The organism is Desulfovibrio sp. TomC, from assembly GCF_000801335.2.
Lineage (GTDB): Bacteria > Desulfobacterota > Desulfovibrionia > Desulfovibrionales > Desulfovibrionaceae > Solidesulfovibrio.
The window spans coordinates 95,161-117,201 of the sequence record NZ_JSEH01000014.1 but is presented as its reverse complement, the minus strand read 5'-3'; the positions used below and the strand labels follow the sequence as shown (position 1 = coordinate 117,201).

General features: G+C 44.3%; 19 protein-coding genes. 14 read left to right on the top strand and 5 right to left on the bottom strand.

The genetic code is table 11. From position 1 onward, the window contains the following. Nucleotides 1-50 precede the first annotated feature (50 nt). The 3 genes from NY78_RS23850 to NY78_RS25885 form a co-directional block, all read right to left on the bottom strand. Nucleotides 51-1,352 (bottom strand): branched-chain amino acid ABC transporter substrate-binding protein, encoded by a 1,302-nt coding sequence (locus NY78_RS23850; protein WP_082140042.1) that lies wholly within the window; start codon nucleotides 1,350-1,352, stop codon nucleotides 51-53. Continuing rightward, a complete protein-coding gene (locus NY78_RS23155) occupies nucleotides 1,349-5,188 on the bottom strand; it encodes an ABC transporter substrate binding protein (RefSeq protein WP_053062227.1) in 3,840 nt (1,279 codons plus the stop codon). The genes NY78_RS23850 and NY78_RS23155 overlap by 4 nt, the downstream gene beginning before the upstream one ends. Nucleotides 5,189-5,760: 572 nt before the next feature. Then, on the bottom strand, nucleotides 5,761-5,904 hold the full coding sequence (locus tag NY78_RS25885) for an ATP-binding protein (protein WP_197084255.1): 144 nt from the start codon (nucleotides 5,902-5,904) through the stop codon (nucleotides 5,761-5,763). 760 nt (nucleotides 5,905-6,664) lie between these two features. On the opposite strand from NY78_RS25885, the gene NY78_RS14320 reads away from it, so the two are divergent. The 4 genes from NY78_RS14320 to NY78_RS24780 all read left to right on the top strand — a co-directional run bounded on the left by NY78_RS14320 (nucleotide 6,665) and on the right by NY78_RS24780 (nucleotide 13,243). Continuing rightward, nucleotides 6,665-7,381, top strand: a complete 717-nt coding sequence (locus NY78_RS14320; protein ID WP_043637332.1) for a DUF5131 family protein — start codon at nucleotides 6,665-6,667, stop codon at nucleotides 7,379-7,381. A 99-nt stretch (nucleotides 7,382-7,480) separates the two neighbouring features. Beyond that, nucleotides 7,481-12,139, top strand: a complete 4,659-nt coding sequence (locus NY78_RS23840) for a DNA polymerase (RefSeq protein WP_082140040.1) — start codon at nucleotides 7,481-7,483, stop codon at nucleotides 12,137-12,139. Nucleotides 12,140-12,423: 284 nt separating this feature from the next. Further along, complete coding sequence (locus NY78_RS24785) at nucleotides 12,424-12,711, top strand: hypothetical protein (RefSeq protein WP_156180952.1); 288 nt, start codon at nucleotides 12,424-12,426, stop codon at nucleotides 12,709-12,711. Next, nucleotides 12,704-13,243 carry a hypothetical protein gene (locus NY78_RS24780; protein WP_156180951.1) on the top strand — a complete coding sequence of 180 codons (540 nt, stop codon included), beginning with the start codon at nucleotides 12,704-12,706 and terminating at the stop codon, nucleotides 13,241-13,243. Before NY78_RS24785 ends, NY78_RS24780 begins: the two co-directional genes overlap by 8 nt. 74 nt (nucleotides 13,244-13,317) lie before the next feature. On the opposite strand, the gene NY78_RS25775 is transcribed toward NY78_RS24780, so the two are convergent. Beyond that, a complete protein-coding gene (locus NY78_RS25775) occupies nucleotides 13,318-13,440 on the bottom strand; it encodes a hypothetical protein (protein ID WP_269430874.1) in 123 nt (40 codons plus the stop codon). 118 nt (nucleotides 13,441-13,558) lie between these two features. Continuing rightward, entirely contained in the window at nucleotides 13,559-13,873 is a 315-nt protein-coding gene (locus NY78_RS24775; protein WP_156180950.1) for a hypothetical protein, read from the bottom strand. A 140-nt stretch (nucleotides 13,874-14,013) separates the two neighbouring features. Between NY78_RS24775 and NY78_RS14305 the strand changes: the two genes are divergently transcribed. The 10 genes from NY78_RS14305 (at nucleotide 14,014) to NY78_RS23835 (ending at nucleotide 21,933) form a co-directional block, all read left to right on the top strand. Then, entirely contained in the window at nucleotides 14,014-14,406 is a 393-nt protein-coding gene (locus NY78_RS14305) for a gamma-glutamylcyclotransferase family protein (protein ID WP_053062226.1), read from the top strand. Nucleotides 14,407-14,419: 13 nt separating this feature from the next. Further along, nucleotides 14,420-15,139, top strand: coding sequence for a hypothetical protein (locus NY78_RS14300; RefSeq protein WP_156180948.1), 720 nt, complete (start codon nucleotides 14,420-14,422; stop codon nucleotides 15,137-15,139). Between the two features lie 8 nt (nucleotides 15,140-15,147). Continuing rightward, nucleotides 15,148-15,456, top strand: coding sequence for a hypothetical protein (locus tag NY78_RS24770; RefSeq protein ID WP_156180947.1), 309 nt, complete (start codon nucleotides 15,148-15,150; stop codon nucleotides 15,454-15,456). A 532-nt stretch (nucleotides 15,457-15,988) separates the two neighbouring features. Beyond that, nucleotides 15,989-16,618 carry a hypothetical protein gene (locus NY78_RS14295; RefSeq protein ID WP_043637323.1) on the top strand — a complete coding sequence of 210 codons (630 nt, stop codon included), beginning with the start codon at nucleotides 15,989-15,991 and terminating at the stop codon, nucleotides 16,616-16,618. Between the two features lie 580 nt (nucleotides 16,619-17,198). After that, on the top strand, nucleotides 17,199-17,816 hold the full coding sequence (locus NY78_RS14290) for a recombinase family protein (protein WP_043637321.1): 618 nt from the start codon (nucleotides 17,199-17,201) through the stop codon (nucleotides 17,814-17,816). A gap of 120 nt (nucleotides 17,817-17,936) precedes the next feature. Next, nucleotides 17,937-18,635 (top strand): hypothetical protein, encoded by a 699-nt coding sequence (locus NY78_RS14285; RefSeq protein WP_043637319.1) that lies wholly within the window; start codon nucleotides 17,937-17,939, stop codon nucleotides 18,633-18,635. 135 nt (nucleotides 18,636-18,770) lie between these two features. Continuing rightward, nucleotides 18,771-18,998 carry a YcgL domain-containing protein gene (locus NY78_RS14280; protein WP_043637318.1) on the top strand — a complete coding sequence of 76 codons (228 nt, stop codon included), beginning with the start codon at nucleotides 18,771-18,773 and terminating at the stop codon, nucleotides 18,996-18,998. Nucleotides 18,999-19,050: 52 nt separating this feature from the next. Next, nucleotides 19,051-19,461: a nucleoside 2-deoxyribosyltransferase gene (locus NY78_RS14275; RefSeq protein ID WP_043637315.1), complete on the top strand. Its 411-nt coding sequence runs from the start codon at nucleotides 19,051-19,053 to the stop codon at nucleotides 19,459-19,461. Between the two features lie 6 nt (nucleotides 19,462-19,467). Beyond that, entirely contained in the window at nucleotides 19,468-21,639 is a 2,172-nt protein-coding gene (gene recD2 / locus NY78_RS14270; RefSeq protein WP_043637313.1) for an SF1B family DNA helicase RecD2, read from the top strand. Between the two features lie 12 nt (nucleotides 21,640-21,651). Further along, a complete protein-coding gene (locus NY78_RS23835) occupies nucleotides 21,652-21,933 on the top strand; it encodes a GIY-YIG nuclease family protein (RefSeq protein ID WP_082140039.1) in 282 nt (93 codons plus the stop codon). Nucleotides 21,934-22,041: the final 108 nt, after the last annotated feature.

Genomic DNA, 22,041 nt, shown 5'->3' with positions numbered 1-22,041 from the left:
AAGACCCGGCGTCCTCGAATTGGCATCTGTCGTGATCGACTTGCACGGGTTCAGTCCAACGGGGCACGCTTCCCATCCTTCCAGCTATGCCAAGCAAACGCAGGATAGGCCGTACGTATATCGCCCTTCCCGTCGAAAGTGACCTCTCCCAAAATGGTCAGGACAGGCTCACTACGTACGGCTGCAGCAATCTGTTCTGCATCGAAGGACTTGGCCCTCATGACACCCTCGATCCAGACTTGTGTCGCAGCGTAGGCCAACAACGTGTAGCCAACTGGCTCTTGCCCCATAGCTTTGATGGTTTCTATTGCCGAGGCTGCTGTTGGTAACTGCGTAGCCTCGGGGGGAAATGTGAACGGAACTCCCTCCGCAGCTTGGCCGGCTGTTTGGAGAAAGACCCCTGACACAAGCGTATCACTACTGATCACGGCAAATGTTGCCTCCATCTGCCGGGCTTGACGAAGAAATATCCCGCAATCCAACCCTCCACCGACCAGATAGAGCACCTCTACATTTTGCTGCATAAGCGCAGCAATTTCTTTGGCATAGGAAGAGGCTGAAGGAGAGGCCTGAACTCTTGCCACCGGTGTAATGCCTCGTTGTTCCAGGGCTGCGATGGCCGTTTGAGTTAGTCCCTCCGAATATTCGCTGGGGAAGAACAGCACCCCAACCCTCTGGCCCGCATGGCGTTCTGAAATACGCTGGGCCGCCATCTTTCCCTGCAGGTCGTCCCTGCCGATCATACGAAAAAGAGTTGAAATACCCATCTCCGTAACCTTAGGATTGGTGGATGCAGGTGTAATCTGAAGTATCTTATGCTTGGCATAGATGGGAGCCGATATAATTGTGGCCCCGGAACAGGAGTGCCCTATGACTACAGAAGGAGGATTCTCGGCAAGCTTCATCGCCACACCCTCTGCAATTGACTTCGTACAACTGTCATCGAAGAGGTCAATATTAACTTTGTGACCTAGCAATGTATTGCCATTTATATCCTTCAATGCAGCGCGGACCCCAACGCTGTATTGAATGCCGACAGAATTGCTGGTCCCGACCATCGGACCAACGACAGCAACAACAACATCATCCGCTGCCAATAGGCGACAAGGAGACGTCAGCATCATGACAATCAACGCAAGGTACAGTGAAAAATCTAGACAGCCATTTCTAACTCTGCGCAAAAAAAAGCCACCGGCATTCAGCTCTATAGGGACCCTGTGACTCAATAAGCCTGTTTCTGCGCCTTTTCGTGCATCAGGGGCGGCCAAGATTGCCGACGGCGAGAAACGGGGTAGCGGTTGACGAGGAGCCCAACATTCTCTTGTATTCCATCTCTTTTGCCGCTGCATCATTGAACCTTTTCCTTCATGCGAATAACTCTCTCGATAACCTCAACCATCGCCGCCTTATCCACAGGCTTCGAAATATAATCGTCCATGCCCGCCGCTAAAAATGATTCTTTGTCTCCAGTCATTGCGTATGCGGTCATCGCGACGATTGGGATGCTCGACTTTGCTCCAAGATTGCTTGACCCTCTGATTGCCTTTGTAGCTTCTACCCCGTCCATAATAGGCATCTGGATATCCATAAGGATCAAGTCGAAGTCCTCTTCAGTCAATCGCTGCAACGCTTCCTGTCCATTCTTGGCGGCAGTGACTAAGTAGCCGGATTTCTCAAGCGTCCGCTTGGCAGTAATGAGGCTGACGGAATCATCCTCAGCGATGAGTATGCGCCAAGAGGCTTCGGCAACTGGAGTGGTAACACGAACGTCCTGGTCATTCTGACCCTGGCCACCGCTGGGGAGCTTGAACGGAAGAGATACGTAAATGGTCGTACCCTCACCTAATGTACTCTCTATCGCTACGTCACCACCCAAGAGCTTAACCAAGCGACGAACGATTGAAAGCCCCAGGCCTGCCCCCTGAAATCGCCTCGTATACGTACCTTCTGCCTGGACAAATGGTTCAAAAACAGACTTAATACACTCCTCGGAAATGCCTATCCCCGTATCACTGACTGTGATTAACACACGTACAACAGAATTTCCGAGACTCACCAACAAAGAAGCATCAATCCGAACTTCTCCTTTATCGGTAAATTTAATCGCGTTTCCAACAAGGTTGAACAGGATTTGTCGAAGCCGAACCTCGTCCCCAATCAAGACCAAGGGCAAATCCTCGTTCCAACCGAACTCCAAAAAGAGTCCTTTCCTACGTGCCTCCATGTCAAACAGTTCATATATGGAATCGCGCATCTTCTTGATGTCGAATTCTATGTCAACAATATCCATCCTGCCGGCTTCAATCCTTGAGATATCAAGGATATCAGAGAGAAGCCGGGTCAGTCGATTTGTGGACCGAATCGCACCCGCTAGATACTCTTTCTGTTCATCATTCGGATCAGTAGTCTTAAGTAATTGAAGCATGCCGAGAATTCCATTGAGTGGGGTGCGAATTTCATGGCTCATGTTTGCTAGGAATTCGCTCTTAGCGCGGCTGGCTGCTTCGGCTTGGTCCTTAGCCAGTAGGGTGTCATTTTCCGCTCTATTACGCTCGGTCACATCTCGGAACACGCCCAGAATGAGCCTGTGTTCCTTTATTTCAAATGTGCTGGCAGTAACTTCCACAGCCCGCACGTCACCGCCAGAGGACAAGAGCCTGATTTCCTGTTTAAGCATTGGATCAGTTGTCACACGCTTGAAGTCTTCGGTCACGCCCTCGACTTGGAGAGTCCCCGGCGGATGCAGATCACGTTGAGGCAAACCGATAAGTTGCTCCCTATTACGCCCAAAAAATCTCTCCGCAGCGGGGTTGCACTCTACCAGAATACCCGTTTCCCTAATGGCTACCAGCACGGGATCACTTACAGCAGAGAACAATGCACGAAAACGCTCTTCGCTCTCGCGCAGCGCCTCTTCAGCTTGACTGCGCTCAGTTATATCAATGTTAATGCCCAGAATCCCCAGGATATCACCACCTTGACGAATAGGTGCGACAATGGCGTGGTAATGTCGTAAATCACCTCCAGGGCTGGCATATGCACAATCTTCGTCAACCACATCCCCTCGCAACACCCGATCGTTAATGGGCATCCATGATTGGAGGTATTCTTGTTCAACTTGAGCATCATCAATGGCCGTTTTCGTAAGGTCTCCCCACAGCCGAACGGACTCATCGCTTTGCATAATCATGCGCTGGCTTGTGTCACGCGCCCAAAAATCAAAGGGGAGGTTACGCAGCATCGCCCCTAGCAAGGCGTCTTTGCGGGCTAAGGCATCTTCCGCATGCTTTCGATCGGTGATATCGGAAAAAATGCAGTGGGTACGCATGAAGTTGCCATCGCGGTCAGTCTGCACCCGGCCGTTGAAACTCACAATAATTCGTCCACCATTGATGCGGAGCATCTCGAACTCCACCCCGTCGATGACACAGGCTTGCTTGAACATGGGGAAGTTGATGTCGAAGTGTTCTTTGAAGCCGGGCGCAAGGAAATCCCCGAACCACTTCCCAACTACATCGTCCTTGGCGGCATAGCCCAGGGCCTCCAGCCACTTCCTGTTCACGTCCAGGAACCGTCCGTTTTCGTCCAGGGACTGATAGGCCAGAGGCGCATTTTCAAACAGGCTACGAAAACGCTTCTCGCTCTCGCGCAGGGATTCTTCGTTACGTATACGGTCTGTGATGTCGTCGAGAATGCCGACGACACCAGCAGGGGAGCCGTCTTTGCCGGGAAATACGGCCTTTGTGATCATCAAGGTGCGAAGGCCCAGAGCAGTAGGCATTACATGTTGGTAGCGCTGCATGTCACCTAAATTCGAAAGTTCCTGGTCGCGCTGCACGAACACTTGCCCATGCTCCTGGGAGAAAGCTTCTGTGGGGAGCCTGCCGACAAAGTCCTGCTCTGGTTTCCCCATGAGGGTTTCAAAGGCCGGGTTGACGCCGAGATAGCGACCCTGAATATCCTTGTAGAACAGCGGGGCGGGCATGGCCCGCATGAGCGTCTCCACGAAGTTCAACTGGCCCTGGTACAAAGCCTCGGCTACCTTGCGGCGCGACACATTCAGGGCAAGAAATATCGATAAGAGAAGCAGGCAAAGGCCGACCGCGCCACCAGTCAAAAACAGGATCTTGTTGACGGCGTAAAAAGAGACAGGGGCATTTAATATCACCGCGCCCTCAGGCAGCAGGCTCTCGGACATCCCAAAACGTGTGAAGGCAAGACTGTCCGCGATAGTGACATTGTTCTCCTGGCTGACCACGGGAATGTCATCCGCCCGTTCACCCTTCAGGATTCGACTCGCCATTACTGCCGCCGTCTCCCCTTGAGACCTACCGGAAACCACCACGCCCGCTGCCGGGCCGTGGCCCATCCAGAAATCCCACGTGACAAATAAAGGGACAGCACAAGCCCGGCTAAGCCTCTGGCTAGCCGCTTGAGCGGAGAGCACTCCATTCTCATCCAGGGGCCGAACCATAGGCAGCACGACCCATTCCGGACTAAGCCCAGCCAAGCGAGCCTCAAGCTTGTAAATGTCCGTCTCCTCCAAGACTTCAATCTCCACACGGCCTGAAAGGCGCGATAATTGCGCCTGAAGAAGTGAGAGGTTCGCCTTGCACGTCGGTGTATCCTCAGCAAGGACGAGCAACTTGCTCGCCATGGGGCGCAGCTTGCTCGCCAAGACTATGGTCTCGTAAAAGGAGGGTATCTCCGCCACCCCAGTGATGTTCGATTGCCCGCGCAGCATGTCTTGAGTGAAGTTGTTGATGCCGCAAAACACTACGGGGGCGTTCCCGGCAATTGACTCGCGATGATCCAACAGAAAATCCAAGGCTGCATTGTCAGAAACAAGGACCATGTCGAACGGCTTGCCTGCAGACATGTTGACTATCTGCTGTTGCAACAGTTCCTTGTTTTTGCGCAAGGCCTTGGGGTCTGTTATGCGCGCCACGTCTAGGTATTTGACATCAACTTCCAGGGGAAACCCGCTTCGGGCTAGAGTGGCTGAGAAAGCCGCCTGGATGTCATCTGTCCAGGATAATCCCTGATGATAACTATGGAGGATAAGCACGCGATGTGGGCCACCAAAGGCCTCGGCCATCATTGGTGTGGACAAAAGAAAAAGCACACAGACCAAAACCAAGCGCATGTGGAGAAAAGCAGTGCGCGTAACGCATGTGACCGTGCCCATGTCTCCTCCATCCGCAGTACAGTAGTCAAGTTTGCATATATATATCACGGTTCTCGCGATCGTACCAATATAATATCCCATCGGTTAGTTTTGTCCGGCTAAGCAGAGATTAATAAATATATAGAATTGTTGATTTTTTATTTTTACCTGTGATGAGCAGAGATTTAGCATCTGATTTTTGCTGCGGCCATATTTGCAATATCACCTTTGTAGCCTGCCGATAAGTTTCATAAATTCATGTGGTTGCCTGAAAATCGCTGGCGCATAGGGGTGTCATTTGGCCCAGTGGGCGAGGACGGGGCAGGACCAGGAAACCAACCAGCCCCGGTAAAATAACAGCACCTGCGACTCCATGGGGCAGTTCCTGCGGATTTTCCTACATCAGCCTCGGACAAGATTTCCGTCAGCAGGAAACGGGGCTGATTTTTTCAGGGGATGCACCAGAAACAATGGTATGGACCGCGCCCTGCTCAGCGTCAATTACCCCTGGGCACTGACGACAACTATTCTTGTGCACGCACCTCGGCTTCAGCCAAGCGATCTTCGGGTATGGGGTCAACCCGCGTCCGTGGTCATTGCCGCGAAGCTGCGTATCGCCGGACAAGCTCATGGCCGATGGCACACAGCAGGTGCGTTTTTCCGCGTCCCGGCAGGCCAAAGGCTACGATGTTTTCCGCTCGTCCCAGGAAGGGCGATGTACTGGTGACGCTGGGCACCCCGGTGGAGCCACGAGGCGCACGACAGTGCTATTCAGGTTTGCCGGCCACGCTCGTGGAAATCACGGCCATCTCCATTTCGAAAATGGACAAATTGCCAGCGGCTGCCCAATTTTGGACCAGGTTCCGAGTCTTTTGGGGTCCCGTTGGAATCGCACTCATGGTTATGAAGCAAGTGGCAGCTTAACAGCTAATTGGTTCGATTTGTCAAGGTAAAGTGGTAAATTTAAAACTCTTACCCTGGGATTTTTAGCAACGCCCCCTAGAAACTTAGCGGCAAGTGGTAAACAGCGGATTCAGCCACGCGACAGTCGCCATGCCATGCTTCAAAAAATCCGGGCATCCATTTCCCCGGGTTGACCGAATTGACCGATTCCAAAGTGTGGCCAGGAAAGTTTGTCGCGCTTCCCTTCGGCTCTTCGCATCACAACCTCTCAAATTTGAGAATAGCACTATTCGTATTTCCGGGATTGCTCAGGACATGCTGCTCAAAGTATGTTTATGGTAATTTTAGGCATGATCGGTAATCAATATATTAATGTGTCAAATGAAATCAATAAATAAATTGAAAATATAGTTTGTTCAAAAAATAATATAAAATTAATCTTCAAGTGTTTAATAAATTGAAAATTTTGAAAGGTCTTTTGCCGGAACCTCGTGTTTATTGATTTGACAGACATAGGAAAATCTATTAAGCTTCTTTTCAGGTTGAGGGGTAATTTTTCAAAGAATAAATAACATGGAAAAGTGAGGTAAAATTATGAGTAAGACTAAAATCGATTGGACTGATTGCACATGGAATCCTACAACAGGATGCACAAAGATAAGTTCAGGTTGTGCCAATTGCTATGCTGAAATAATGGCGAAAAGATGCAAGCTGATGGGCTTGGAAAAATATCGCAACGGATTTGATCTGACACTGCATCCCGACATGTTGGATAAGAAGTTAAGTTACCGAGATCCTAAGATGATATTCGTTAACTCTATGTCAGATATGTTTCACAAAGACATTCCTTTTGGATTTATTGATAAAGTCTTTGCGTATATGCGACGCGCTCCTCAACATATTTTCCAAGTGTTGACAAAACGAGGCGATCGACTGGAAGAATTGTCCCCCCATTTGTTTTGGCATGACAACATCTGGATGGGAGTGACGGTAGAGGGGGAGCAAACCATAAAACGAATTGATAATTTACGTACAACTCCAGCGATTGTGCGATTTGTATCTATTGAACCACTTCTTGGTCCTCTTCCAGATCTGAACCTCGATGGCATCCATTGGGTTATCGTCGGCGGCGAGTCAGGTCCTCGTGCACGTCAGATGGACTTAGATTGGGTGCGCCCAATTCGCGACAAGTGTATAGAGATGAATATTCCGTTCTTTTTTAAGCAGAAAGGTGGGTTCCGGAAGGAGGAAGGTTATAATGTTCTTGATGGACAAATTTGGCATCAGTTTCCATTGAACCATATAAAGTAAACACAAGTCTAATTCTAAAATGGGAGTATTCATAAAGAATACTCCCATTTTAAACTTTCATAAGTAGTTTCATGTTGTCATGAAAAAGGAAATTCCAAAATGGAAAGTGCAAAAATTACTTTCAAAGCGCAGCTTGTGGAAAGAGCGCCATACAGCACATTGATTGGAACTGATTATATTGACTTTTTGGAAAGTAACTTAAGCGAATTGTATCAAGGTAACATTGGAATATATTTATCTCGTGAAGTACAGATTGAAAATCAAAAATTATACTTCCCGTTTATTGACATAGATCCATTTTTGAATAAAGAAAACAATACTGAATGTGAATTGATAACTGATTCAATTCTCCGCACTAAAATATTGATCCAATCATTTTCAGAGCTCAGCATCCTTGGTTGTTTTAAATTTATCGCAACAGGTGGATATGGTTTTAGAGCAATATCTAGTATGCTTCTTAACAAAGAAAATTACAACGGGTTCGTTGATCTTGTCAAAAATGAATTAAAAAGTTGTATTATCGATTTCCAGCCTACAGAAGTAACAACACAGCCGTATCAAGTATTTGCCCGTAAGGACAATCCATTTCAAAATCATAGAACTTTAATTGGTAGACATTCTGTCCTTGTTGAGAGTGATATAATCATGGGTGAATTCACCTCCGATGACTATCGTTCTGTCACGGGTGGAGAGTTGAATCCATATTATTACATTGATGCCGCCAAGCAATTAATGGATTTTCGCATTGTTTCAGACATTTCCTCACTCGGCGAATTTGGCCATAAAATACAACGCTATAGTGAATTGCGTAAGGGCAATGCTGTTGATAGTATAAATTTTTTTGATATATCAAAAAATGTCAAGGCAATATCGGCAGACAAGACCCTCGAAATGCTTAACAATCATGGATATTTTTTCAAAGAAATGGATAAAGCCACCGGGAAGTTTTACACATTCAAAAACAAAATATGCCCGGTTTGTGGATCTTCCAATAGCAATGCATACATTAAGCCGCCGTATTTTCGGCTGAAATGTTTTAGGTCATCATGTCCTGCAAATATTACCCATGGCGGATTGCCATTGCCAGAATGGTCTGGCTTACTTTTACAGAAAGAATATAACAGTTCGCACCGTTTGCTTTCCGCTATCCCAGCCCAAAAAATGACACTTGCCGATGCGCAGCAATCCATCAAAGCACACTTAAACTCAAACAGCGATGTTTTCTTGAGGGTTACCCCAGGCTCGGGCAAAACGCACTTGGCGTTGGAGTATGCCTGTTCGCAGGCTTCACTCGGCAAAAAAATTATATACAGTACTTATAACGTCGCGCAACTTGATGAAATCTATAATGTTGCCAAGCAGATTTTAAATGGTGAAGATAAAATATATCGTCTGAACACCCAAGAATCATTTTGTAGATTCAAGGACAATTACCGAGCAGTGGTGGATATTGGATACTCTACGTCAACATTGCTTTGTAAATGTTGCCAAGAAAAAGATAATTGCGAGTATTACACTGAACGAAGTCAAATGCATTCAGGAGTTTATTTCGTAACACACAACATGCTTTCAGAACTCAATACAGGAGTATTTAATGCGGATATAATAATAATTGACGAAAGCATTTTGCCATTAGCATTGAACGACAGCGAAAGCTTTGCCGATGCAGACTTAAGATCGTTACATGCGGTAGTGGAAAACACTCACTCGGTGATAATAAATGAAATCTTAAAAACTCTTACTGAAATATACAGCCGCAAGTCTAGTGCATACCATCAGATCCTCCTTACTAAAAACTATCATGAAACTTATCATGACAATTTATTGGATTTAGTCAGCGCCAAATTGAGCATGGAAAGTAAAGAGTTGATTTCTGCTATTGCTGAAATTGTTGCAAAGCTCAAGCTCAAGTATAATGATCTCTACGCTTCTAGAATAAACTACAATGTTATTAAATGGTTGTCTGGTTTTATAGAAGACGACGTGATTTCGCACGTGTCGTTTGAAAGCAATGGAATAATAAAATTTTGCATTAAGTATATTAAAAAGCCACTTGAGTTTGACGGCAGATACATTTTATTAGATGCCACAGGTAGCAGCATAATTGTAGACAATATTTGCAATAAGCCAATTCCATTTCTAAATATTGACATTGAATGGACGTGCAACTCTTTGTTTTTAGAAAAAACCATTAAAAAAAGTACAGATGTCGAGGAAGGTGAAATTGAAGAAATAATCAAAACTGGTTTGTCGCATTTCAAACAAGACAAAATACTGGTTGTTTCATTTAAAAGCAATGGTGGAAAATTGCTGAATAAATGCAGAGCAATCAAACCAAATATCCAGTTTGAGTTCTACAACTTCTTCGGCCAAAAAGGGACAAATCAATTTAAAGAGTTTGGTGCCATCTTCGTTTTTGGTCTCCCCTTCCCGAATATTAACGCCGCCTGGCAGGATGCCCATATTTTGTTTCCAGGGGTGGAACAAGACGGCCTGCGTGACAGTTGGGCATATATGGGCATGGAGAATGAACTTCTTCAAATTGTCCACAGAACTAGACCCGTACTTAAGGACAACCAGCCTGTAGAGCTGGTTGTCGCGGGCAATTGCTATCCATCTTCACTTCCAGGTCCATCTCAAACAATATCTTTCAAGCGGAGAGAAGATCCCGTAGGAACGGCTATCGCTCGGTTACGTAAATTTATCGATTATTTTGGATTTTATGATATTATATTGGAATATATAGCTGGGATAGCTACAACAGATTCTGAAACAAAAGCCACTCAACTTCGTAAGTCGGTATTTGATAAACTAGGTGAAGTAGTTGAGCAATATAAAGCTCAGTCTTTGTCAGCCGGGCCTGATTATGGGGGGACAGAAGTTACTAGTACTTGTCCTCGAAGCATATCTAGTACCTACAATTTAATTTCACATTTACTTGTACAATTAAAAAAATTTAAAATCATTGATTCCGAAGGAGAAGCTCAGTCTAGTACCATTATATATACTATAATGGAAATAGACTCGGCTATCGATTGCAATTTAATGCTTTTCGAAAATGATCAAAATGATCAATTTGACATCAATAAAATGAAATTGATCATATTAAAATTGATCACTTTGTACTTTTATTTAAGTGAAACCAAATGGGAAGTTAATCTCCCTATGCACTTTGTACACAAAAACCAGGCCCGGGATTTTCGGACTCAGCTCAAGGACGAGTTTGAGTACATGGACAAGTACAAAATAACATCTTTATATTCTAAATTTAGAAAAATTGATGGTATGGAAATTGATTCAAATGGATTGTATTTTTATAATACACTTTCAGAACTTGGTTTGGTAGATGTAAAAATAGCAAAATCGTATGCTGTAAATAAAAGTGAAAATTTTATTGATTCAGAGTTTAATGTTATAATCGTATATTTTGTGGGCAATATTGTTCATCTGCTTTCAAAAAACGAATTTGTAACAATCGAATCGAATGAAAGAATTGACAACAATTTTTTTCATGAATACAATTGTATAGTGACAAACGATGGTCAAGCATGTTTTAAATTAAGCAAAATTGAAATTACAACTAGTATTCATGACGTAATGATCGTTGACAAACTGTTGAACAATAGTAAAAAATACTTGAAGCCAAACAGTGTTAAAAATTTACTTCAAAAATTTAATTCAGAGTTTCAGAGTGAAGGCGGTTTTAAAGTTTGCAAAACAATTTTTAAAGTATATCAAATGCAAATTGACTTGATAGTCAGCAAAAAAATTATTTATATTTACCAACTTGAGTGCCAAATGCTGCATTTGCACTCAATAATTGGTCGCAATGGATTTACAGTTGATGCTGATAAATTGAATGGTATAATAAAAGCTAATGGAGAAAATGGTAATAATTGTTTGAATATTGAGAAAAATAATAGAATTTTGTCTGAGGCGGCCTTCAGTAAGATATTTGTCTCTGAGGCTAACCTCTCAGAGACAATTACCGGAAGAATAGGATTTAAATACCTTTCGAAAATGGATAAAAAATATAGATCTGAATTCAAACCGAAATTTGGTTGTGTTTTACTTTGCTTTGACATCAAATACTTTGAACCAACAATTATTTGCAGTTTTTCAGGGGAGCCTTATGGATTAGAATTATTAAACTCGGGAAAAGATCTTTACTCGGAAGTCGCAAGTCAGATTTCAAAAAAAATAATGGACGAGCGTTTAAATAACAGATGGTTTGGCAAGGTATTGTTTAATATTGCAATAAATGGAGGTGGTGAGTATGCGCTTGTTTCTCGGTGCTTTGACAGTAATTTTCAAATTGAACGCCAAGAGGCAGGCCAAATATTTCAATATTTCAGAGACATGTTTCCAGGTATATTTCAATTTCACCGTGCGATCATTGACAAAGCAAGACAGCACGGGAAAATATGTACAAAATACCATCGTATATTGCTTGTAGGTAATGAAGACAAGGATTCAACCATCTCTAATTTTGTTGTACAAGGGTCAGCAGCTGACGCTTTTAAACGATTGCTGCTGAAAGTTAATGGTTTACTGATTCATCCAGAGGAAGATATTTTACTCCACCATTACGATGCAGTTTATATCCAGGTGCCGGAGCATGGTGCCAGAAACCGAATGGACGAACTGAAGGCGGCCATGGAGGATAGCTTATCGTTGGACTTTGGCAACGTCCGCTTCTCGGTTGCGGCATCGATGCGCAGATCCTGGGCCGAAGAGGATACCATTGTGCAGGTTTAGCTACATGGATTTTCCCAGATTTGACCGGTTTGGCCAGTAATTTGTGGGCAAGTGCTATTTCGACACAGAAGGCCGCTGGCTGCGTTTTGCCGGTCATGGTGACCTTTGCCCTCCCTCTTCCTTCAAACGCCGCGTATACGCCAAATTTGAGGCATAAAGAAGCTCGGCTTGAACCGAGTATAAATTATAGAGCGGTTATTGATTGTTGCTATTGTTAAAGTAAAGGCCCGAAAGTGAATTTTGTTTTCTTGAAAAAAACTATTGTAAAATATTTTGAGAAAAAAATGAAAAGTAAAAAATTATATAATTTAATATTGAAAGCTGGTTCAATTAAGCATGACATTGATATATTAAGTGATACACCACAAAAATGTTTAGTAAACTTGAATAAAATTTTCAGACTAAAACTTATACTAATAAAAAATAAAGATATTATCCCAGATCCAGCCTCGAGACCAATTGACCAAGGGTATGCCAAACAAGAACAACGTCGAAAATTGCGATTATCATTTAAAAACAAGCGAATCATGTTGCACGAATATCCACACTTAAGAGATGACGCCAATGACTAGGCTAGGCAAATTACAACGAGCAATTATCTATCTACTAAATGATGACGCCTATATCGGCGTGGATCAAGTTCTTGAGTATTTAGATCTGACGCGCTCCCGGTCAAATCTTGTTTCCGTTAGGCGTGCTTTCCATTTATTAAAAAAAAGAGGACTGATAAATGTCGCTAAATTTGATTATGGCGATGGCCACGCCTGGGGATTGATAGCATGGTTACCCGAAACAAAATCACCGGATGTTATTGAAGAAATTAAAGTGACTGATGTTGAAAATATTGTGTTGAATTTTTTGAATTACATGAAGCAAGAATTCGATTCTACTTCCGGAGTCAATTACAAATTAATATTAAATTATATTAACAAATTAAATAGTAGAATTGGAAACATCCAGGAAAATGACGCCAGAATTCCGGTGTCGTACCATAGAGCACTCAAAGCACTGGCGACAAAGAATTCTATTGTCCTTGACTTTGTAAAGACCAATGGCAGGATCGAATCCGTTGCCTTGAATTGTTTCAATGACATGAATCAATAGATAGCAATCTTCACTGACTTAAGAAGTTGCTGTAATCCAAAAGCCCCCTAGATCATTTCAGATCTTGGGGGCCTTTATTTTTCTGCTACAGCAAACATTGCTTCGACCAGTCGTTCGGCATCGGCTTCAAGGAGTAACTGGTCAAGGAACCCGTCGGGAAGCGAGAGGACCAGCTCATCGAACTCCTTGCGCGACAAGGGCGTCTTCTTCCAGGGCTTTGCGGTCTCATAATCACGTCGGGAAACCTTTAGCACTGCCCATGGCTTGTTTAATGGTTTGGCGCTCCCCATAAGATCTTTATATATACAGCGCCAACTATTCGCAAGTCAGATTTTGCGCTGGACGGGTCTTTGCTGCGTCATCGTCCTCAGCAATATCCCCTTTGCCATTAAAGACACTCATGATCTGCTCATACCGTTCACAACCAGTCTCACCACCCATCCGCACGCCATACGATAAGAGTTTTGCAACGGGCAGCTTGCCAACGCACCTGTCGCACAGGGTGAGCAGACAATTGCTCGTGCCAACTTCTATTCCGCAATCATGAAATTTTTCGTAGTTTAAATTTAACGAATAAAAATAAGTATTTTCGGAAATATCTTTGTCGCATACATCGCATACAAATATCATACAAACACCTCTCATGTCTTTACAAAATGTTTTATTGAAAATTATTTTTATGAAAGTAAAAATTCGAGTTGACAAATTTTTTGGTACGTATATTCGACGATCCATATATTTCAGCCAATGGAGAGACGAAAGTGAATCCGATGCATTTATTTGTTTATGGGACACTTAGGCGGGGGCAGTCAAACTATCAGCGACTACTTGACGGCAAAGAAGGATTTGAATTTGTCGGTTCTGCGACGACCGCAAATAAGTACACAATGTCCTCTTCAGGGATTCCTTTCGTCCACAAGCAACCAGAGATGTCATTAATCAGAGGGGAAGTGTTTATGGTCTGGGACAATAAATTGATCAAATCGCTGGACTCGCTGGAAGGCCATCAGGACGGCGAGCGCCAAGGCTACCACCGTGAGATGACGCCAGTACGTTTAGATAATGGTGTCGATATGCTAGCCTGGCTTTATTTTTATTATGGCGTCCACCATGGCTCCATTGTCCAGTCCGGAGATTGGCTAAATCGAAAAAACAATAAATAACGAGAATGTTGCCGTGAAAGTTAACTACAAATATATGGACTACGTCAGGTATTGGCCTGGGGATTCCCGTGTCCATGTTATTATTGATGCCCCGCACTGTTCCGGTGAGCCGAATGAGTCCGACGAGAGGACTTTGGAATTGTCGCATGATTTAGCTGAAGCTACCGGTGCTGGGGTTATCCAAAGTTTAATTCCTCGGACAATTGCAGACCTTAACCGCGACATTGACTTCGAAAACCAAGTATCTGCCCAGGCCCACGCACAACAACGTAAAGCTTTGTACCACATCCTAAAACATAAAAATGTGTTAAATACGGAAGGGCTGGCTGACAATTGCTTTTTGTATATTTCGCTTCACGGCATGAAAAATGGCTTCTCTACTGATTTGAAATCTATTGACATCGAAATTGGCACTCGTTGGGGAGCACTGTGTGAAGACAACATGGCTGATTATTTGAAGTTATTGCTAAGTTGTTCCGGTCAATATAATGTATTGTTGAATAACAAGTTTGTCGGCAGCAAGTGCCTGTATTGGCATATTAATGGCGACCCACGTGTGCCAGCGTATAAAGGATATGGGCGGAATCTCAAGGTTGTTCAAATCGAGTTGTGCCGTGTGCTTCGATTTAAGTATTATGACAATATCTTTAAAGTTCTGGCGAATTGTATCGGTACGATTCACCAAGACATAATCGAGAACAACAAAAGAAAAATTTATTCGCAGATACACTAGGAGTCAACATGTTTACTTTGACAGGTAGGACATTTATAGCATTCGATGACAAATTTGGTCGATCAACCGTTAGTATGTTGACGCACTCGCAGGGAAATAGTGATGAAAATGAATGGTTTTCCTTGCTTTTGAATTTGATTGCTAGCAACTCAAAATTGCATGTTGCTTCATTTAGAGGTATGGTTGTCGATATCGATAAAGTCAAGTCGATTATTTTTCAGGACAACATCCAAGAACAATGGACACAAAAAAGGTTAAAGCGGTTTGTTTTGGACAAACTGCAAAATTACGAGAGAAATTTTTTAAAAAATTTTTAACCGCAATGCCTTTAATTGTTTGTATGGTTTGAAGTTAAAATCAACACATGCATACCGTGTATTTATTTAAGACCGGCGAAGGTCCCATCCCTTTCGAGGGATGGGACCTTGTTGTATTTCAACCAGGCCTACTAGCTTAAAGGGGTTCTTCGATGTTTCAAATGGAATTCAGAAAACAATTAAATCGCCGATTAGGGCGGCGATCAAGTAGATCATGGAGATGAAATTTGCCACATTCCGATAGCCTCTGGCGCGAGCTTCCGAGAAGTAACCGTTTAGGCCTTCCAGTCGGGCGTTGGTGTAGCCATGCAAGACCGCAGTATGGCAATTACAAGTGCATAATAAATCAATCAACAACGATGCAACTTTTGTATTATATTTATATTTGGCTAAAAGTTATAGTCAAGCTAAATCCAATTTCTGGTTTTTAACGGGCCTACCGATTTTTTTCTTGACTTAATTCCTTTTTTATGGTTTATTAGATTCAAGTTTGGCGTTGCCAGATTCAAAAAAATCTTGGAGGAATATTTTTATGGTAAAAATTAAGGAAAGTGAAACGCTTGTTGAAAATTTTGTATTGTCCCCGGCATTTATGAAGGAAAATTTCAAGAAAGCAATAATCGCGACATGTAACGAAGCAGGGAAGTCAGCGGCAGAGACCGAGCGATTATTAGCTTTATCTGATTGCGTTAACTTTAGTCCTGTTGTGCCAGTCGAGTGTATCTCGAATAAGCAAGAGGCAATAATGGAGATTTGCATTGGCGATACTTCGACAGCAACGGAATTGCCCTCTGAGCATGCTTTTGAACAAGCATTATACAACATGGTGTATAATGTATCAAAGCTTAACATGTTTAGTAAACAGGACCTGCGCCAATTAGCAGAAGAATTGATTGTGTTCAAATTTGCAATACAACAACACAAGCTCAGTGCGTACAAATTCTATGAACAGCAAGAGCAAAATTCGGACTGCTACTTGTTTAATGAATTTTATGCATTAATAATCGAAGATAGCATTGATTGTTGGTGTAGTGCTGGTGGTACAGAGTTCACAGAAGATTTGATAGATTCTGAACAGTTTTGCGGAGTCCAGGGTTTAGCATTAAGACGTTTTGTCTACGAGCTGTTCGGAATAGATCTCGTGCAATATTCGCTACTGTAATTATTGTTTGTTAGCGTACTAAAAAACTGGCAGCATAGAGTGCTGCCAGTTTTTAATGGATATGTAAAATTGCCTTTGTATGTCACAAAATGTTATTGCTATTGATTTTACATTTTGAGCAGAAAGTATGTGTTACAATGAAGATTTCTTGAGAGTTCAAATAAAGGGCAACTAATATATCATATTGCGGATGACCAGAAAGCAATACGTGGTGGACTGTCTTTAAAATACTACAGCCTAGAATAAACTTAGATTGCTCGTGTCTCCAGGCGGACTCACTTTGAAGCCAAAGCGGGTCCCTAAAGTGGTCTTGACTGCTCAACCATTTTCGTGCGCTCGAGAGGGAGGAGCTTGACAGGAGAGGTTCGGCTTGAGTGACTGGGGTTGGCGCAAATTTGAAGGCGAGCGACCGAGCGATTTTCTGATCAAATCATGGTGGTTGCCATCAAAGTGTCAACCGAAATCGAACGTCATAGCAGTGCATTTATGTCAATCGAAATGCCAATTTTTAGTTGACGGATATTGTCCATTTAAATTATAGAATAGCCATTGAAGTTGACATCAACCCACGGAGCAACAAATGAGCACGACCTGGGCATATTTGAGGGTCTCGACATCTAGACAGGAGCTGGACAATCAACGCTTGGAAATTTTAAATTTTGCCAACCAGGCCGGCATCCGAGTTGACGAATTCGTGGAGGTCGAGATTTCCAGCCGGAAGACCACGGAGGAACGGCGCATTGACGAACTGCTGGCTCGTTTGGCTCCAGGGGATACCGTTGTCGTCAGCGAGTTGTCGCGGCTTGGTCGTTCGCTCGGGGAGATGGTTCAGATAGTGGAGCAACTGAAGGAAAAGGAAGTGGCGCTGATCGCCATCAAGCAGGGAATCAATACCCGAAGTGACTCTGATATGGCATCCAAGTGTATCATCTACCTGTCCGGGATGTTTGCTGAGCTTGAGCGTGACTTTCTGAGCCAGCGCACAAAAAATGGTCTTGAACGCGCCAAGGCACAAGGCAAGGTCCTTGGTCGCAAGAAAGGTAGTCTTGGAAAATCGAAAATGGATGAACATGTTGATGAGATCAAGAGGCTCATGACATTGAAAGTGCCAAAGGCGTCCGTTGCAAAGATCCTTGGCGTGAGCCGACAAGCATTGTATAAATTTATTGAAAGTCGAAATATTGATGTCGCTAGCTGATAAAGCGTCTGGGCAAGAACTTTTTTTAAGACAAAGAGATATCCCTTGATTTTTAAGATAGGTATTGCAAAAAATTTTATTTTATGTATAGTTTATTATAACGAATTCAAGGAGGACTATATGAATTTTGAATATGGGTACATTTCGATGGACGAGTTGATAAAGAGAGGGTGGTCGCTTCAGATGGCCAAAAGATTGTATGGTGAGCCTGACATGACGGTAAGTTCAGGTTATAAAAAAAAGAAGTGGAGATTTTTTAATAGATCAAAAATTATGTGGCTTGAAAAATCTAATGAATTCAAGAAAGCCAAATATAGCCACCTGGACAGATCAAATAAGAAAGTGGTGAAGGAATTAAGCAGTGAGTCAATGTTTGCGTACGAATTTTGCAAATCATTCGTGCTTAAGATTAAAGACTTCGATTCAGATATATTGATACTGCGCGCACTCGATGCATATGACGAGGTGATGTCGAGGAAGTTTGGCATTATAACGCCAACCAAGGATACGTGCTGGCGGCATGAGATATCACGGGACAAGCTATTGCCAATAATAGTTGAGTACATTAAGTGTCGAGAATCAAATTATTGTTATGCGCGAAATTATATCGAAATGCTGCGAGTTGAGCTGACCAAGAGAGGTGCTGAGTTTAGTGATTACAACCGGTGCTTATCTGTCTTGGAGGTTGTTACAGACCTAGCTGTCTTCAGCAAGTATCCTGAGATAGCCATGCATTTTGATGATAAAGCTTTTGAAGAAAGATGCGAAAAACTATCGGGCCTAAAATTTTGCGACGTCGATACTGGTATGCCTCAATAGCTATCGCACAGCGCCTGGAGATGTCGCACAATCTCCAAGCGCTGGTATTAGATGCTTGTGTGATTAAAATGTTGTGATATTATTATTTAATGACAGACAGAGTAAGCATTGCGCTTATTTGTTGCGGAGCTGTTTATGATATTTGCGATTCATCAAAGCAAGAACAACCCTAGAATATATCTTTTTACGAAAGAAAAAGGCAACATCTCGGGAGTTCCCGAGGGGGTGATCGAACATCTAGGGAAAATTCAATTTTTGCGAAATTCCCGCGAGCAATCAAAGGAAACAGAAATTATAGCTTTGCGCTACAAAGAGATTGAAGCTAAAATAATATCTGATGGCTATTGCCTGTTGAAGCTGTAGTGAGACTTGGTAGCTATCTTTGGGGCAAAACAAGAAATGAAGAGGATTTACGATGAAAATATATCAGGCTGGTCCATTGTTTACCGAAGCTGACCGAGATTGGCACAAGAAGTTTACTTCTGCCCTCAATAAAGAAGGCCATACGGCGATCTGGCCAGGCGATCTATTTGACGAGGAGCATTTATTGTCTCTTGGCAGTAAGGCCAAGGAACATATTTTTGAAAAGTGCCGGAATACCATTGACGAGTGCGATATTGTAGTTGCACTTTTGGACGGCACCCAAGTCGATGATGGAACATCCTGGGAAATTGGGTATGCTTTTGCAAAGAATATCCCCATTTTTGGGATCAGAACTGATTTTCGAAATGGAGGAGATACGAGTCACTCAATGGTGAATTGCATGATCGAGTGTTCCTGCAAAGCAATAGCTACAAGTATTTCTGGCTTGCTAGAGCTCCTATAGATCGCCATGGATCTAGTTGATCTCCAGGGACAGATAGAGCGGGTCACTTTTACCAGCGAAGAGAGTGGCTACACCATTGCCAAGGTCAAGGTGTACGGCCGCCGCGAACTCGTAACCGTCGTTGGCAATATCTTGTGCCCCACCCCGGGCGAGATCATCAAGATGAAGGGCGAATGGGGTAACCACCCGAAGTTCGGCGAGCAGTTCAAACTCACATTCTACAAGACGACCACCCCCGCCTCTGTCCACGGAATTGAAAAATACCTTGGGTCGGGCCTGATCAAGGGCATCGGCCCGGTCATGGCCAAGCGCATCGTCAAGCTGTTCGGGGAGGCCACACTGGATGTCATTGAGGCGGACATTCAGAAGCTTGTTGAGGTGCCGGGCATCGGCTCCAAACGGGTCGGAATGATCGGTCTGGCCTGGGAGGAGCAGAAAGAAATCCGCTCGGTCATGTTGTTCCTCCAGACCCACGGGGTCAGCTCCGGCTACGCGACGAAAATCTACAAGCAGTACAAGAACGAGTCGATAGGCGTGGTCCAGGAGAATCCCTACCGGCTGGCCCATGACATTTTCGGCATCGGCTTTGTCACAGCGGACAAAATCGCGCAGAAGCTTGGGTTCGACAAAAACTCTCCGCTCCGGGCCGAGGCCGGCATCCTGTATGTCCTTCACCAGCTGTCTGACGAGGGTCACGTCTTTTACCCCCGGGAACCATTAATCGAGAAGGCCATTGAGATCTTGGAAGTGGAGGCTGGAGTTCTGACTGATGCCCTCGGTCGTCTGGCAAGGGAGCAAAAGATTGTCGCTGAAACGTTGGATAATCCGGGTGGGCCGGTTGAAGCCGTCTACCTTGCCAAATACCATCTCTCTGAAAAGCAGGTGACGGCGAGGCTCAAGGCGCTCCAGGCTGCCGCCAAAGGTGTTCGCGCCATTGACGCCGTGAAGGCAGTGGAATGGGTCCAGGAAAAGCTGTCCATGACCCTGGCAGAGAAACAGGTCGAGGCGGTGCGGGCCGCAGCCACGAGCAAGGTCCTGGTCATTACCGGTGGACCGGGGACCGGCAAAACGACAATTATCCGGGCCATCCTCAAGATTTTTTCCGCGATTACCAAGCACATCCTCCTGGCGGCACCGACAGGCCGTGCAGCTAAGCGCATGTCCGAAGCCACCGGTCATGAAGCCAAGACGCTCCACCGGCTGCTTGAGTACTCCATGCAGAAAGGTGGCTTCCAGAAGAACGAGGACCATCCCCTCGATTGCGAGCTGATTGTCGTGGACGAAGCGTCCATGATTGACCTCATTCTGATGCACCATTTGCTCAAGGCCATCCCGAAACCGGCCACCTTGATACTGGTTGGTGACGTGGACCAGCTGCCGTCGGTCGGTGCCGGCAACGTGCTCAAGGACGTGATCGCTTCTGGAGCCATTCCGGTCGTGGAGCTGAACGAAATTTTCCGGCAGGCGCAAGAATCCTCCATTATCGTCAACGCCCACAGGATCAACAAGGGCGTCATGCCTGACCTGCGGCCGAAAATGGAGGGTGATGATTTTTATTTCGTGCAAGAGGATGAACCAGACCGAGCGCTGCAGCGAATCATCCATTTGGTCAAGGAGCGGATTCCGAAAAAGTTTGGCCTGGACCCCATCGACGACATCCAGGTATTAACCCCCATGAACCGAGGCGTTGTCGGGACCGCGAACCTTAACACTGCTCTTCAGGAAGCACTCAATCCTCGAGGTGAGGAACTCGCCCGTGGAGGAAGGACGTTCCGAGTCGGCGACAAGGTCATGCAGATCAAAAATGACTATGACCGGGAAGTTTTTAATGGTGACATCGGGCGGATTGCGAGAATTGATTCAGAAGAACAAGAAGTTGTCCTAGCCATTGATGGCCGCGAAGTTAAATATGAATATTCTGATCTAGATGAGTTGGTACTTGCTTATGGCGTGTCGATTCACAAATCTCAGGGGTCAGAGTATCCGGCGATTGTTATTCCTATTATGATGCAGCACTATATAATGCTACAGAGAAATCTAATATACACTGGAATTACTCGGGGGCGGAAGCTCGTTGTCCTCGTTGGCCAAAAGAAAGCGCTTGGTATGGCCGTAAGAAATAATAAGACGTCATTTAGGAACACCTATTTAGACAAAAGACTCAAGCTCGGAAAGTAAAGAGACAACTTCGTGCCCTGGTATGTTTATATACTTAAGTGCTCCGATGGCACATTTTATTGTGGAATAACGTGTGACGTGACCCGTAGGATTGATGAACATAATGGATTATTGCCTGGCGGAGCTAGATACACATGCAGCCGAAGGCCCGTGCTCCTTGTTTCTAGTGCCCCTTTTGCAAATAGATCTGAAGCTTCAAGAGCTGAGTATCGAATTAAAAAGGTACACAGGGACAAGAAAGTATCACTTTTAAATGAGTTCGCTAATGGTATGGTAAGTAATAATCAGTCGTAATTTTTTCAGTTTTCTAAAAAAAGAAAGAATTCAAATAATGGTTGATATAGGTCGAAAAAAAAGAAAACCACGGTTTCGGCTTAAAAATACCTAGTGGGTGTAAGCGTG